The sequence below is a fragment of the Streptomyces sp. LX-29 genome, assembly GCF_029541745.1.
Lineage (GTDB): Bacteria > Actinomycetota > Actinomycetes > Streptomycetales > Streptomycetaceae > Streptomyces.
In genome coordinates this window covers 7,802,394-7,819,398 of the sequence record NZ_CP089746.1, presented here as the reverse complement: position 1 = coordinate 7,819,398, position 17,005 = coordinate 7,802,394, and the positions used below count along the sequence as shown (strand labels likewise).

At 75.5% G+C, this 17,005-nt stretch carries 1 protein-coding gene; it reads right to left on the bottom strand.

The features are described from left to right. Positions 1-67 precede the first annotated feature (67 nt). Positions 68-16,861 (bottom strand): type I polyketide synthase, encoded by a 16,794-nt coding sequence (locus LRS74_RS32125; protein WP_277744305.1) that lies wholly within the window; start codon positions 16,859-16,861, stop codon positions 68-70. Positions 16,862-17,005 lie beyond the last annotated feature (144 nt).

The window sequence follows — 17,005 nt, the reverse complement described above, 5'->3', positions numbered from 1 at the left end:
GGCCCGCCGGGGAGGGGGGCGGGGGGATGGTCCGCCGGCGGGGTGGGGGGGGTCGGCCGTGGGGGCGTCAGCGGCCGGCGGCGATCTCCTCCAGCCATCGGTGGACGTATCGGGCGGTGGCCTCCGCGTGCCCCTCCAGCATGGTGAAGTGGTCACCGGCGATGTCCTCGACCGTGTGGGGCGTGCCCCAGGCCGGCGGCTGCTGTGCCCCGTCCCTCCCCCTCAGGAAGAGCGCGGGGGTGTCGATGCGGGGCGGGGTCCAGCCGGAGAAGATGCGGAAGTAGCCGCCCATCGCGGTGAGCCGGGTGTGGTCCACGTCGACGAACTCGGTGACCCGGTCGAAGATCTCGCTGGTCAGCGCGGAGGCGACGGGAGCGATCCCCTCGTCGGGCAGATAGGCGTCCAGGGCCACCGCAGCCGTGGGGAAGACTCCGTCGCGCTCCAGCCGGCTGGTGACACACCAGGTGAGCCAGCCGCCCGCGGAGTGACCGGCGAGGGCGAAGGGGGCGCCGTCGGTGAAGCGCAGCACGGCGTCGGCGAACATGCCGGTCACGGCGTCGACGTCGGCCGGCAGCGGCTCGCCGACGAGGAAGCCCGGCGCGGGCGCGTACCAGACGTCGCGCAGTCCCTGGAGCGCGGCGGCGAACCGCGCGTACTGGTAGGCGCTGGAGATCGCGGCCACGGTGGGGAGGCAGATGAGCATGGGCGGCGTCGGCGCGCCCGCGGACGGGGTGTCGTCGCCGTCGCCCGTCGCGGCCTGGGCGAGCCGCACGAACCGCGGGGCGACCGCGTCGGCCGAGCCGGCGTCGAAGGCGGGCCGGAAGACGGAGGCCGCCGAGAGGAGTTGTACGGCCTCGTGGATGCGGCCGGTGTCGTGCCCCGTCCAGAACAGGGACTCGACGGTCGCTTCGGCGCCTCCGTCCCGGTGCCGGGGGCCGTGGGAGCGCGGTCGGGCCGGCTCCTCCGCGGCGGCGTCGGGCTCGACGGCCAGCTGCTCCGCCAGGTGCCGGGCCAGCTCCGCGGGGCTGGGATGGTCGAAGACCAGGGTGGTGGCGAGGCGGAGGCCGGTGACCGCGCTGAGCCGGTTGCGCAGCTCCACCGCGGTGAGGGAGTCGAATCCCAGCTCTCGGAACTCGCCCGCGGCGTCGACCGTGTCGGCGGTGCCATGGCCCAGGACCGTGGCGGCGTGGACGCGGACCAGTTCGAGGAGCACCTCGGTACGGGCGGCACCGGGCAGGCCGGCCAGCCGCTGGCGCAGCGCGGCGGGCGCGTCGGGGGCGATGGCCTCGGCGGCCGCGCGCCGGGTGGGCGTCCTGACCAGACCGTGCAGGAGGGGTGGCAGTCCGCCGGCCGCGGCCTGCGCGTGCAGGGCCCGGAAGTCCAGGGGGGTGGCCAGCAGCACCGCCTCGTCGACGGTGCGTGCGGTGTCGAGCAGGGCCAGTCCCTGGTCGACGCCGAGGGGGGCCAGTCCGCCGCGGGCCATGCGGGCGCGGTCGGTGACGCCGAGGTGACCGGTCATGCCGCTGTCCTGTGCCCACAGTCCCCAGGCGAGCGACTGGCCCGGCAGGCCCCGGGCGCGCCGGTGGCGGGCGAGCGCGTCGAGGAAGGCGTTGGCGGCGGTGTAGTTGCCCTGGCCGGGGCTGCCGAAGCTGGCGGCGGCCGAGGAGAAGACGACGAAGGCGTCGAGCTCGCCGCCGCTGGTGAGGTCGTGCAGGTGGAGTGCGCCGACCGCCTTCGCTCCCAGCACCGCGTCCATGCGCTCCGGCGTCAGCGAGGTGAGGACGCCGTCGTCGACCACGCCCGCCATGTGGATCACCGCACGGAGCGGGCGCCCGGTGGGGACGCCGTCCAGCAGGGCCGCGACCGCGGCACGGTCCGTCATGTCGCAGGCGTGGACGGTGGCCTCGGCGCCCAGCCGGGCCAGCTCGGCCAGGAGTTCGGGGACTCCGTCGCCGTCCGGTCCGCGGCGACCGGTCAGCATCAGGTGCCGTACGCCGTGGGCCGTCACCAGGTGCCGGGCCACCAGCCGCCCGAGGACGCCGGTGCCGCCGGTGATCAGCACCGTGCCGTCGGGGTCCCAGGGGCGGGGCGCGCGGGCCCCGGCCCGGCCGGGATCCGCGTCGACCGCCGACTCCTGGCAGTCCTGAGAGCCCTGGCGGTTCTCGGCGGCCTGACCGTCGTGGCGGTCCTGGCGGTCCTGGCGGTCTTGGCGGTCCCGGGGCCCCTCGTGGTCCTGGGGTCCCGCGTCCGGCGCGGTGACGGGCACACGCGCCATACGGGGCCGGTGCGGGACGCCCTCACGTAGGGCGAACTGCGGCTCCCCGGACAGCAGGGCTTCCGGGAGGGTTCGCCCCGAGGCGTCCGTGTCGTCGGTGTCGGCCAGCAGGAACCGGCCGGGGTGTTCGCTCTGCGCCGAGCGCACCAGCCCCCATACGGCGGCGTGGGTCAGGTCGGGCACGTCGTCTTCCGCCGTCGCGGCGACCGCTCCCCGCGTGACGACGGCCAGCCGGGAGTCCGCGAGGCGGTCGTCGTCGAGCCACCACTGCAGCAGGCCGAGCACACTCGTGGACGCCTCGCGCAGCGCGGACGCCGTGGTGCGGGGCGCGCCGTCCAAGCAGCCGGGGTGGTCGAGGGGGGCCAGGTGATCGAGGTGGTCAACGCGGTCGGGGTGGTCCAGGCGGTCGGGGTGGTCCAGGCAGTCGGGGTGGTCGAGGGGATCGCCGCGGTCGGCGTCGGACACGCGGCAGGAGACCACCACGACATCCGGTACCGGGTGACCGGCGGCGAGGGCCGCGCCGAGCGCGGCCGGGTCGGGGTAGACCCGGCAGGCGGCCCCGGCCGTGTCCAGGGCGTCGCCCAGGCACGGCGGCCGAGGGCCGACCACCGCCCAGCGGGTGTCCGCCACCGATCCCGCGGCGCCGGGCGCGGGGGGCCAGGCGGCCGGCGGCGACCAGTCCAGGCGGAACAGCGCCTCGTGATGGGCGGTGGCGGCGCCGCGAAGCTGCTCCGCGGTGACCGGCCGGAAGACCAACGACCGCGCCTCGGCCACCATCCGGCCGGTGGCGTCGGTGGCCCGCAGGGCGATCGTCTCCGGTCCGGCCGGAGTCAGCCGGACCCGCAGCGACGAGGCGCCCGCGGCGCCGACCGTCACCCCGTTCCACGAGAACGGGAGCCAGCCGCGGCCTTCCGGGCCGCCGACGGCGCCGCTGTCCAGTCCGAGGACCACCGGGTGCAGCGCCGCGTCGAGCAGCGCCGGGTGGAGGGCGTAGCGTGCGGCGTCCGCCGCGCGTTCCTCGTCCAGGGCGACCTCGGCGAAGAACTCGTCCCCGCGCCGCCAGGCCGCCCGCAGCCCCTGGAACGCCGGGCCGTAGCCGAGACCCACGCCGGCCAGGTCGGCGTACCAGGTGGTCAGGTCGACGGGTTCGGCCTCCGGCGGCGGCCAGGACGCGTCCGGGGTGGTGGACGGTTCGGGTTCGGGGGCGTCGCGGTCGGGCGTGCCACGGTCGGGCGTGTCGGCGCCGCGGGCCAACACGCCGGTGGCATGGCAGGTCCAGGGCTTCTCCGCCGCCGACGGGGCCCCGTCGTCGGGGTGCGAGGAGAGGGTGAAGGAGCGTCGGCCGGCGGCGTCGGGGGCGCCGAGGAGGAGCTGTACGACGACCGCGCCGCGCTCGGGCAGCACCAGCGGGACCTGGAGGGCGAGTTCGTCCAGGGTGCCGTAGCCGACCTCGTCGCCCGCGCGGACGGCCAGCTCCAGGATGGCGGTACCGGGCAGCAGCACGGTGTCGAAGACGGCGTGGTCGGCCAGCCAGGAGTGGGTGCGCAGCGAGAGCCGGCCGGTGAAGAGCAGGTCCTGGGTCCCGGCCAGCTCCACGGCGGAACCCAGGAGGGGGTGGTCGGCCGCGCCGAGGCCGGCGGCCGCCAGGTCGGTCACGGCGTGTCGGGCCCGCGGCCAGTAGCGGCGGTGGTCGAAGGCGTATGTCGGAAGCTCGACCCGCCGGCCGGCGGACCCCGCGGCGGCGGGGCCGATGACGGCCGGCCAGTCGACGGCGACGCCCCCGAGGTGGACGCGGGCGACGGCGGAGAGCAGGCTGTGCGCCTCGGGCCGCTCCGGGCGCAGTACCGGCGCCACCACCACCTCGTCCCACGCGGCTGCCGCCACGTTCTCGTCCCGCACGGCTGCCGCCACGTTCTCGTGCCGCGCTGCTGCCACCGTGGTCTCGTCCGGCGCCGGTGCCGTCACGGCCCCGTCCCGCTCCGGGACCCCCGGGACCGCCGGGACCCCCGAGACCGCTGGGACCCCCGGGACCGCCGAGACCGTTGAGCCGCCGATGGGCCGGGGCTCCGCCGTCGGCTTCGGGCACTCCCGTACGAGAGCCGAGAGCGTGCCGTCCGGGCCCAGCTCCACAAAGGTGCGGACGCCGCGGTCGCGCAGCCAGGCCACTCCGTCGCCGAACCGCACCGCCTGGCGGACGTGCCGCACCCAGTAGTCCGGGTGCGTCAGCTCTCCGGGGCGGGCGAGCCGACCCGTGACGTTGGAGACGACGCCGACGGCCGGCTCCGCGTAGCTCACCGTGGTGGCGACGCGGCGGAACTCGTCCAGCATCGGCTCCATCAGCGGAGAGTGGAAGGCATGGCCGACGCGCAGCCGCCGGGTCCTGCGGCCGCGCGCGGTGAACTCGGCGGCCAGCTCGTCGACCGCGCCCGCCTCGCCCGAGACGACGACCGACTCCGGTGCGTTGACCGCCGCGACGGAGACCAGCGCCTCGCGTCCGGTGAGGGCGGCCGCGACCTCGTCCTCGGTGGCGCGCACGGCCAGCATCGCCCCGCCGGGCGGCAGCTCCTGCATGAGCCGGCCGCGGGCCGCCACCAGGCGGGCGACGTCCGGCAGGCTGAACACGCCGGCCGCGTGGGCGGCGGCCAGTTCGCCGATGGAGTGGCCGATGAGGAAGTCAGGGCGGACGCCGAAGGACTCCAGCAGCCGGAAGAGCGCCACTTCGACGGCGAACAACGCCGGTTGGGTGTAGCGGGTGTGGTCCAGGAGGCCGGCCTCCTCGGTGCCGGACGCGGCGAGGATCAACGGGCGCAGCGGTCGGTCCAGGTGGTCGTCCAGGGCGGCGAGCACGGCGTCCAGCGCCCGGGCGTATGCCGGGAACGCGGCGTACAGTTCGCGGCCCATGCCGGCGCGCTGGGTTCCCTGGCCCGCGAAGAGCAGCGCGCAAGCGCCCTCGGGGGTGGCGGGCCCGTCTCCTTCGACCAGATCGGGGGCCGGGGCGCCCTCGGCCAGGGCGTCCAGGCCGCGGACCAGCGCCTCGCGGTCCTCGGCGAGGATCACGGCACGGCGTTCGAAGGCGGAGCGTTCGGTGACCAGGGCCCGTGCGACGTCCACGAGTTCCAGGGGCTGGTCGCCGGCGACCAGCTCTCGCAGCCTGCGTGCCTGCCCGCGCAGCGCGCTCGCGGAGCGGGCGGAGACCTCACACGGGACCAGCGGGGGCGGCACCGCGGTCGGACGTTCGGCCCCCACGGTCGTCTCCGTGGAGGCCACGGTCGACGCCCCGGAGCCCACGGTCGACTCCACCGAGGCCCCGATCGGCTCTTCGGGCGCCCGGCCCCGCTCGGGGGCCTCCCCGAAGCCCACGGTCGGCTCTTCGGGGGCCTGTTCGAGGATGACGTGGGCGTTGGTGCCGCTGACGCCGAAGGAGGAGACGCCCGCGCGCCGCGGGTGCCCGTTCCGCGGCCAGGGGACGGGCTCGTCGAGCAGCCGGACCCGGCCGGTGGACCAGTCCACGTGGGGTGAGGGGTCGGCGGCGTACAGGCTCCGCGGCAACAGCTCGTGGCGGAGGGCAAGCACCATCTTGATCACGCCGGCGACTCCGGCCGCCGCCTGGGTGTGCCCGATGTTGGACTTCACCGAGCCCAGCCACAGCGGGCTGTCCGCCGCACGGCCCTGTCCGTAGGTGGCGAGGATCGCCTGCGCCTCGATCGGGTCGCCGAGCGTGGTCCCGGTGCCGTGCCCCTCCACCGCGTCGATCTCGGCGGCGGTGACGCCGGAGTTGGTCAGCGCCTGGCGGATCACCCGTTGCTGAGCGGGGCCGTTGGGCGCGGTGAGCCCGTTGCTCGCCCCGTCCTGGTTCACCGCGCTGCCGCGGACCACGGCGAGCACCCGGTGGCCCAGGCGTCGCGCGTCGGAGAGGCGCTCCAGCAGGAGGACGCCCACGCCCTCGGACCAGCCGACGCCGTCGGCCCCGGCCGCGTACGCCTTGCACCGGCCGTCGGCGGCGAGTCCGCGCTGTCGGGAGAACTCCACGAACGCGGCCGGTGTGGACATCACCGTCGCGCCGCCCGCCAGGGCCAGCGAGCACTCCCCCGACCGCAGCGACTGGCCGGCGAGGTGCAACGCCACCAGCGACGACGAGCAGGCCGTGTCCACCGTCACGGCGGGTCCTTCGAACCCGAAGGTGTAGGCGAGGCGGCCGGAGAGCACACTGCCCGAGACGCCGGTCAGTGCGTAGCCTTCGAGCTCCTGTCCGCCCTGCCGCACCACCTCCGTGTAGTCCTGGAGGGCGAGCCCGGCGAAGACTCCGGTGCGGCTGCCGCGCAGCGACCCGGGGTCGATGCCGGCCCGCTCCAGCGCCTCCCAGGACGTCTCCAGGAGCAGCCGCTGCTGCGGGTCCATGGCCAGGGCCTCCCGCGGGCTGATCCCGAAGAACCCGGCGTCGAAGTCCGCCGCGTCGTGGAGGAAGCCTCCCTGGCGCGCGTACGAGGTGCCGGGGCGGTCCGGGTCCGGGTCGTAGAGCGACTCCAGGTTCCAGCCCCGGTCGACGGGGAAGTCGGCGATCGCGTCCCGCCCCGCGGTCAGTAGTTCCCAGAACTCCTCGGCGGACCGGACCCCGCCGGGGAAGCGGCAGGCCATGCCGACGACGGCGATCGGCTCGTCCGCCCCCACCGTCTCGCGGATCCTCGGCGCGGCGGCGTCGGCCGCGGCGTCCGCGGCGTCCTCGGCGTCCGCGGCGTCCTCGGCGAACAGCAGCCGCCGGACGCGCCCGGCGAGTACGGCGGGGTTGGGGTAGTCGAAGACGACGGTGGCGGGCAGCGTCAGTCCGGTGGCGCCGTTCAGCCGGTTGCGTAGTTCCACGGCGGTCAGCGAGTCGAAGCCCAGGTCGCGGAAGGCCCGCTCGGGTGGCACCGCCGTGGCGGTGTCGTGGCCGAGGACGGCGGCCGCGTGCGTGCGGACCAGCTCCACCAACGCCTTCCGCCGCTCGGCCGGTTCCAGCCCGGCGAGCCGCCCGCGGAGCGGTCCGCCGGGCGCGTCGGCACCGCCGCCGGCGGCCTCCCAGGCCGCCCGCGCCTCGGGGATCTCGCCGACGAGGGGGGCGAGGCCCCCGGTCGCCGTCTCCGCCAGGCGTCGCCAGTCGATGTCGGCCACGGTCAGACACGTCTCCCCGTGGTCCAGGGCCTGCGCCAGCGCCTCCAGGGCCAGGCGGGGGCTCATGGGCGGCAGGGCGTGGCGCCGCGACCGCGGCGCCGCCTCGACGCCCGCCGCCGCGCCGGCCTTTTCGACGGAGTCGGCCGACCCGACGGACTCGACGGTTTCGGCAGACTTGGCAGACGCGACGGACTCTACGATTTCCCCGGACTCGACGGACTCGGCGGCGGTGTCGGCCGGATCCGCGAGGTCGGCGGGGTCACGGCCGTCGTCACGTACGGTGGCTCGTCCCGGCGTGTCACCGTCGTCCGCCGGATCTCCTGCCGTCGGGGCGCCGTCGACGGGCCGGGTGTCGTCGACGGGTCGAGCGTCGTCGACGGGGCGAGCGCGGTCGAGGCCGGCGTCGTCGCAGAAACCGCCGGGAACGTCGTCCCAGGCGCCCCAGGCGCCCCACGCCACCGAGAGGCCCGGCAGGCCCAGCCCGCGCCGGTGGCGCACCAGCGCCTCCGCTTCGGCGTGTCCGCTGTCGCCCGCGGCGCCGAGCAGCGGGGCGACCGAGGTGAAGAGGACGAAGGCGTCGAGGTCGGCACCTCGGGTCAGTTCGTGCAGCTGGCGTGCCGTCGCGGCGCCGCCGTCTTCGGGCGTCGTGGCCGTGTGCACGACGGCGCGCAGCGGATACGCCGCGGGAACGCCAGCCACCAGTGCCGACAGCACCTCGCGGTCGATGGTGGCACAGGTCACGGCGGTCACCCGGGCTCCCGTCCCGGCCAGTTCGTCGAGGAGTTCGTCGGTGGCCCCGGGCCCGGTGCCGCGGGTGTCGACGAGGAGGAGGTGCTCGGCACCGCGCGCGGCGAGCCAGCGGGCGGTGTGGGCGCCCAAGCCGTCGGCGCCGCCGGTGACGAGGACGGTGCCGCGCGGCCGCCACGGTCGCTCCGGGGCCGCCCCGCCCAAGGGGGCCCGCACCAGGCGGCGTACGAAGACACCCGCCGTACGGACGGCGCATTCCGGCTCGGTGCCGCGCACCACGCCGATCAACCGCGCGACGGCCCTGCGGTCCAGCGCGGCCGGCACGTCGACCAGGCCGCCCCAGACCTCCGGCGTCTCCAGCGCGGCCCGGCGGCCCGCGCCCCACACCCGGCCGAGCCCCGGCGACACCGGTTCGTCGCCGCCGACGCAGACGGCTCCGCTGGTCAGACACCACAGCGGGGCGTCCACCGGCAGCCGTGTGAGCGCCTCGGTGAGCCGTGGCAGCAGGGCGGCGACCTTTCCGTCACCGACCGCCAGCAGCACCCGTTCGACATCCGGTTCGGGTCCCAGCCCGGCCGCCAGCCGCTCCGCCAGGGCCGCGGGGTCCGCGCCGTCGTCGTCGAGCCGTGCCCGGGCCAGCCTCACCCCGGCACGCTCCAGCCCCTCGGCGACGGCGGGCGGCGCCTCTCCTGCCTCCACCACCAGCCAGCCGCCGCGGTGCGTCCCGGTGGGGAGGCCGTCGGTCGGCCGCCAGACCTCGCGATAGCGCCAGTTGTCGATCACCTCGCGGTCGTGGCTCCGCCGGCGCCACTCCTCCAGGGCGGGAACCAGCGCGCTCAGCGGGGCGCCCGCGTCGACGCCGAGGAGCGCACCCACGCCCGCCACGTCGCCGCGTCGCACCGCGGCCCACAGCGGGCCGTCGTGGACGCCCCGGCCGGGAGCGGTGTCCGCCGCCGCGTCGGGCCGGCGCTCCAGCCAGTACCGCTTCCGTTCGAACGCGTACGTCGGAAGGGGCACGCCGTCGCGGCCGCGCGCCCGCCGGCCCACGGCCGGGGACCAGTCGACCCGGCCGCCGGCGACGAAGTACCGTGCCACGGAGGTCAGGAAGCGGCTCATCCCTCCCTCGCCGCGGCGCAGCGTGCCGAGCACCACGGCGTCGGCGGCGCCCAGGTCGTCCAGCGTCTCCTGGACCCCCACCGCGACGGCCGGGTGCGGTCCGGCCTCGATGAACACCGTGTGGCCGTCGGCGACGAGTGCGCGGGTGGCGTCTTGGAACCGCACCACCTGGCGCAGATTGCGGTACCAGTACTCGGCGTCGAGCGTGCTGCCGTCCAGTCGTTCGCCGCTGACGGTGGAGTACAGCGGCACGTCTCCGGTCCGCGGGCGGATCGGGGCGAGCAGGTCGAGCAGGCGCTCGCGGATGGCCTCGACCTGCGGGGAGTGCGAGGCCCAGTCCACCTTGAGCCTACGGACCGGCACGTCCCGCGCGGACAGCTCGGCCAGCAGGGCGTCGACGGCCTCCGGGGTTCCGGAGACCACCGCGGAGCCCGCGCCGTTGACGGCCGCGAGGGACAGCCGCTCGCCCCACGGCGCCAGGCGCGGCTCCAGTTCGGGGGCGGGCATGCCGACGGAGAGCATCGCGCCCTGCCCGGCCAGTGTGGCCAGCGCCCGGCTGCGCAGCGCGGCGATCCGCGCTGCGTCCTCCAGCGACAGCGCGCCGGCGACGTACGCGGCGGCGATCTCGCCCTGGGAGTGACCGGCCACCGCGTCGGGCCGTACCCCGTAGGACCGCCAGAGCGCGGCCAGCGACACCATGACGGCGAAGAGCACCGGCTGGACGACGTCGACGCGGTCGAGCGGCGGGGCGTCCGGTGCGCCGCGCAGCACGTCGACGAGGGACCAGTCCACATGGGGTGCGAGGGCCTCGGCGCAGGCCGCCATCTCCTCGGCGAAGGCCGGTGCGGTGTCCAGGAGCCGCGCGGCCATGCCGTCCCACTGGGTGCCCTGGCCCCCGAAGAGCATCGCGACCCGACCCTGGGCGGGTGCCGGCGAGTCCCCTTCGACCAGCCCCGCGGCCGGGGTACCGGCGGCGAGGGCGTCCAGGGCGCGCTCGAGTCCGTCGTGGTCCTCGGCGACGACCACGGCCCGGCGTTCGAACGTGGACCGCTCGGTGGCGAGGGCGCGGGCGATGGCGGGCAGGTCGCGGTGGTCGGTGAGGAACTCCCGCAGCCGCCGGGCCTGTCCGCGCAGCGCCCCCTCCGAGCGTGCGGAGAGCACGAACGGCACCACGGGAGACGGCGTTTCGGCCTCCGGGGGGTCGTCGTCCGCGTGAGCGGCCTCGTGAGCGACCTCTTCGGGGGGCTGTTCGATGATGACGTGGGCGTTGGTGCCGCTGACACCGAACGACGAGACACCGGCCCGGCGTGGCCGCTCGGCACCGGGCCAGGCGACCGACTCGCTCAGCAGCCGCACCTCACCCGTCGACCAGTCGACATGCGGCGTCGGCTCGTCGACATGCAGACTCCGTGGCAACACCCCATGCCCAAGCGCCAACACCACCTTGATCACACCGGCGACCCCCGCCGCCGCCTGCGTATGCCCGATGTTCGACTTCACCGACCCCAACCACAACGGGCTCTCCGCCGAACGACCCTGCCCATAGGTCGCCAGAATCGCCTGCGCCTCGATCGGATCACCCAGCCTCGTCCCCGTCCCGTGCCCCTCCACCACATCCACCTCGGCAGCCACCACACCCGCGTTCGCCAACGCCTGCCGGATCACCCGCTGCTGCGACGGACCGTTCGGCGCCGTCAGACCATTACTCGCACCGTCCTGATTGACCGCACTCCCCCGCACCACCGCCAGGACCCGATGCCCCAACCGCCGCGCGTCCACCAGCCGCTCGACCACCAGCATGCCGACGCCTTCCGACCAGCCGACGCCGTCGGCCCCGGCGGCGTAGGGCTTGCACCGGCCGTCGGGCGCGAGCCCGCGCTGCCGGGAGAACTCCACGAACACCCCGGGCGTGGACATCACCGTCACCCCACCCGCCAACGCCAGCGAGCACTCCCCCGACCGCAACGACTGACACGCCAGATGCAACGCCACCAACGACGACGAACACGCCGTGTCCACCGTCACCGCCGGCCCCTCGAAACCGAAGCTGTAGGCGACACGGCCGGAGAGCACGCTGCCGGCGTTGCCGTTGCCCAGGAAGCCTTCGAGCCCCTCGGGGACGTCGAGCAGCCGCGCGGCGTAGTCGTGGTGCATCATTCCGGCGAAGACGCCGGTGCGGCTGCCGCGCAGCCCGGCCGGATCCAGCCCCGCGCCCTCCAACGCCTCCCACGACGTCTCCAACAACAACCGCTGCTGCGGATCCATCGCCAACGCCTCACGCGGCGAGATCCCGAAGAACCCCGCATCGAACTCCGCCGCGTCATACAGAAACCCACCCTGCCGGGTGTACGTGGTGCCGGGCCGTTCGGGGTCCGGGTCGTAGAGCGCTTCGACGTCCCAGCCGCGGTCGACGGGGAGACCCGCGATGGCGTCCCCGCCCGCCGCCAGCAACTCCCAGAACTCGGCCGGGGACCCCACCCCGCCCGGGAACCGACACGCCATCCCCACCACGGCGATCGGCTCGTCCGTCACCGCCGGCCGGTGCTCGGCGGTCGGGGGCGCGGCGGCGGCCGGGGCGGCGCCGAAGAGCCGTTCCCACGCGTGGTGGGCGAGCGCGGTGGGGTGGGGGTGGTCGAACACCGCGGTGGCGGGCAGCCGCAGCCCGGTCGTGAGGTTCAGCCGGTTGCGCAGCTCCACGGCGGTCAGCGAATCGAAGCCCAACTCCCGGAAGGCCCGCTCGGGCGGGACCGCGGCGGCCGTGCCATGGCCGAGGACGGCGGCGACCTGGGCGCGGACCAGCTCCACCAGCGCGCGCCGCTGCGCGGCCGGTTCCAGCCCGGCCAGCCGCCCCCGTAGCGACCCGGCGGGCTCGCCCGAGCCGGCCCCCGCGGCCTCCCAGGCCGCCCGCGCCTCGGGGATGCCGCCGATCAGCGGGTCGGGGCCGGCGGCGGACGCGTGCTCGACGAAGGCCCGCCAGTCGATGTCCGCGACGGTCACACAGGTCTCGTCGTGGTCCAGCGCACGGCTCAGCGCCTCCAGCGCCAGCCGGGGGTCCATGGCCGCCATGCCGCGGCGGCGCAGGCGGTCCGCGTCGGTGCTGGTGTCGGTGCCGGTGTCGGTGCCAGTGCCGGTGTTGGTGCCAGTGCCAGTGTCGGTGTCGGTGCCGACGGCCGCGTCCGCCATGCCGCGCCCGGCCCAGGCGCCCCACGCCACGGCGAGGCCGGGCAGTCCCAGGGCGCGCCGATGCCGGATCAGCGCCTCCAGTTCGGTGTTGGCCGCGGCGTAGCCGCCCTGGCCCACCGAGCCGAAGGTGGCGGCCGCCGAGGAGAACGCCACGAAGGCCGACAGGTCGGCGTCACGCGTCAGCTCGTGCAGGTGCCAGGCCCCGACGGCCTTGGCCCGCCGCGCCGCCTCCAGCCGCTCGGGGGTGAGCGTGGCCACCACGCCGTCGTCCAGAGCGCCGGCCGCGTGCACCACGGCGGTCAGCGGGGTGTCCTCGGGGACGCCGGCCAGGGCCTGCGCCAGCGCGGCGCGGTCGGCCACGTCGCAGGCCGTCACGGTCACCGTCGCACCCAACCCGGTCAGTTCCTCCCGGAGCGTGTCGACCCCGTCGGCGGCCGCGCCGCGCCGACTCAGCAGCAGCAGATGGACGGGGCCGCGACCCGCCAGCCACCGGGCCACGTGCGCCCCGAGCCCGCCCGTACCACCGGTGATCAGCACGGTGCCGCGCGGTCGCCATGGGTGCCCGGGCGGCGCCTCGCCCAGTGGGGCGCGCTCCAGACGGCGTACGTAGACTCCGGACGCGCGCACCGCGGACTCCCGCTCGCCTCCACCGAGCGCCGCCACCAGGCCCCGTACCGCGCGTGCGGCCGGGTCCGCGGGGAGGTCCACCAGCCCGCCCCATGCCTCCGGGGCCTCCAGGCCGACCACCCGGCCCAGACCCCAGGCGTGGGCGGACCCCGGCGACACCGGCTCGTCCCCCGCGCCCACCGAGACGGCGCCGCTGGTGACGCACCAGAGTCGGGCCGTGATGTCGAGATCGGCCAGCGCCTGAGCCGTGGTCAGAAGGAGCACCCCGGGGGCCGGGGCCTCGCCGAGCAGCACCAGCACCCCGCCGAGCCCGCCGTCGGGGCTCGACAGGTCCGGTCCGGCGGTCAGCCGCTCGGCCAGGGCCGCGCGGTCGGCGGGCGTCTCCAGCAGGGGCACGGCCGTCACCCGCGCCCCGGCACGCTCCAGCCCGGCGACGACCGGCCCTCCGTCCGCCCCGTCCGCGATCAGCACCAGCCAACGCCCCGTCAGCACTCCGGTGCCTCCGGCGCCTATCGGCCGCCACACCTCGCGGTAGCGCCACCGGTCCACCACGCCACGGTCTCGACACCCCTGCCACCAGGAGCCCAGCGCGGGCACCAGGGTGTCCAAGGAGGCTCCCTCGTCCACCCCGAGCAGGGCGCTCACGCGGGACACATCGCCGCGCTCCACCGCCTCCCACAGCGGCCCCTCGGCGCCGCTCGCACCCGCGGCCGACGCGCCGGTCCCGTGCCCCCTGCCGGCGTCCAGCCAGTACCGCTCCCGCTCGAAGGCGTACGTCGGCAGGGGCACGCTCCCCCGCACTCCGGGCACGACCCACCCCATGGCCGCCGCCCAGTCGACCGGCACCCCCGAGACGAAGAGCCGCGCGAGGGCGGTGACGAAGGCCCGGGACTCGGCACGGTCGGGGCGCAGGACCGGCACCAGGACGACATCCTCGGCTTCCGAAGCCCCCTCTTCGGCCATCCCGCCCGGGGCCGCCACACCCGAGGCCGACCCCACCACGACCGTCCCGCCCGGGGCCGCCCCCGCCACGACCGTCCCACCCGGGGCCGTCGCCTCCCCGGTCCGCGCTCCCGCAACCGTCTCTCCGCCGGCCGGGCCTCCCTCCTCGGCCGACTCCGGCGCGTCCGCGGCGGCGAGAGCGGCCTGCCCCATGCCGCACAGCGTTCCGTCCGGCCCGAGCTCCAGGAAGGTACGCACCCCCTGGGAGCGCAGCCACGCCATGCCGTCACCGAAACGCACCGTCGCGCGAGCGTGGCGCACCCAGTACTCCGGAGTGCGGAACTCCTCGGCGGGCAGCGGGGCGCCGGTCACGTTCGAGACGACCGGGATGCGCGGCGGGTGGTACGTCACGGAGGCCGCGACCTGGTGGAAGTCCTCGAGCATCGCGTCCATGCGGGGCGAGTGGAAGGCATGGCTGACCCGCAGCCGTCGGGTGCGGCGACCGCGTTCCTCGCAGCGTCCGGCCAGCGCCAGCACGAGGTCCTCGTCTCCGGACAGCACCACCGAACGGGGGCCGTTCACCGCGGCCAGCCCCACCCTGACGCTCAGCGGACGGCCGGCTTCATCGGCCGGATCGGCCTCCGCCAGCAGCAGCCGAGCCTCGTCCTCCGACGCCTCGACCGCGACCATCGCCCCACCCTCGGGGAGCGCCTGCATCAGCCGGCCGCGGGCCACCACCAGGCGCGCCGCGTCCGCCAGCGAGAGCACACCCGCCACATGTGCGGCGGCCAGCTCTCCCACGGAGTGCCCGAGCAGATACCGGGGGGTGATCCCGCAGCTCTCCACCAGCCGGTACAGCGCGACTTCGAGCGCGAAGAGCGCGGGCTGGGCGAGTTCGGTGCGCGCGCACTCCTCGGAGGCGACGGCGTCGAGAGCGGACGTGTCGTCCGCGAGGAGGAGCTTCCGTACGTCGGGGCCGTCCACCCTGGCGTACTCGGCGCACACGGCGTCGAAGGCGTCGGCGAAGGCGGGGAACGCCGGGTACAGCTCGCGTCCCATGCCGATGCGCTGCGCCCCCTGGCCGGTGAAGAGGACCGCCACGGCGGGCGCTTCGGGTCCGGGCTCGGCCTGGCTCTCCACGAGTTCGGGAGCAGGGGTGCCGGCGGCGAGGGCGTCCAGGGCGCGCTCGAGTCCGTCGTGGTCCTCGGCGACGACCACGGCCCGGCGTTCGAACGTGGACCGCTCGGTGGCGAGGGCGCGGGCGATGGCGGGCAGGTCGCGGTGGTCGGTGAGGAACTCCCGCAGCCGGCGGGCCTGTCCGCGCAGCGCCCCCTCCGAGCGTGCGGAGAGCAGGAACGGCACCACGGGAGACGGCGTTTCGGCCTCCGGGGGGTCGTCGTCCGCGTGAGCGGCCTCGTGAGCGACCTCTTCGGGGGGCTGTTCGATGATGACGTGGGCGTTGGTGCCGCTGACACCGAACGACGAGACACCGGCCCGGCGCGGCCGCTCGGCACCGGGCCAGGCGACCGACTCGCTCAGCAGCCGCACCTCACCCGTCGACCAGTCGACATGCGGCGTCGGCTCGTCGACATGCAGACTCCGTGGCAACACCCCATGCCCAAGCGCCAACACCACCTTGATCACACCGGCGACCCCCGCCGCCGCCTGCGTATGCCCGATGTTCGACTTCACCGACCCCAACCACAACGGGCTCTCCGCCGAACGACCCTGCCCATAGGTCGCCAGAATCGCCTGCGCCTCGATCGGATCACCCAGCCTCGTCCCCGTCCCGTGCCCCTCCACCACATCCACCTCGGCAGCCACCACACCCGCGTTCGCCAACGCCTGCCGGATCACCCGCTGCTGCGACGGACCGTTCGGCGCCGTCAGACCATTACTCGCACCGTCCTGATTGACCGCACTCCCCCGCACCACCGCCAGGACCCGATGCCCCAACCGCCGCGCGTCCACCAGCCGCTCGACCACCAGCATGCCGACGCCTTCCGACCAGCCGACGCCGTCGGCCCCGGCGGCGTAGGGCTTGCACCGGCCGTCGGGCGCGAGCCCGCGCTGCCGGGAGAACTCCACGAACACCCCGGGCGTGGACATCACCGTCACCCCACCCGCCAACGCCAGCGAGCACTCCCCCGACCGCAACGACTGACACGCCAGATGCAACGCCACCAACGACGACGAACACGCCGTGTCCACCGTCACCGCCGGCCCCTCGAAACCGAAGCTGTAGGCGACACGGCCGGAGAGCACGCTGCCGGCGTTGCCGTTGCCCAGGAAGCCTTCGAGCCCCTCGGGGACGTCGAGCAGCCGCGCGGCGTAGTCGTGGTGCATCATTCCGGCGAAGACGCCGGTGCGGCTGCCGCGCAGCCCGGCCGGATCCAGCCCCGCGCCCTCCAACGCCTCCCACGACGTCTCCAACAACAACCGCTGCTGCGGATCCATCGCCAACGCCTCACGCGGCGAGATCCCGAAGAACCCCGCATCGAACTCCGCCGCGTCATACAGAAACCCACCCTGCCGGGTGTACGTGGTCCCCGACCGCCCCCGGTCCGGGTCGGGGTCGTGCAGCGCCGCCATGTCCCAGCCCCGGTCCATCGGGAATCCGGAGACGGCGTCCCCGCCTGCCGCCAGCAACTCCCAGAACTCGGCCGGGGACCCCACCCCGCCCGGGAACCGACACGCCATCCCCACCACGGCGATGGGTTCCCGCTCGGCCCCGGATTCGATCTCTTCCAGCCGACGGCGAACGTGGATAAGGTCGGAGGTCACCCGCTTGAGATAGTCGCGCAGCTTTTCCTCGTTGGCCATTGCCGGCAGCCCCCATACATTCCTTGAGACGTGGCTGAATTTCTCTCATTCAGGGATGGTCAGGACGCCGTGCGAGTATAGGGATTCGCCCATTTCCGAAGCACCCCCTAGGCACCCCTGACTAGGGCGCAGGCCGGCGGTCAT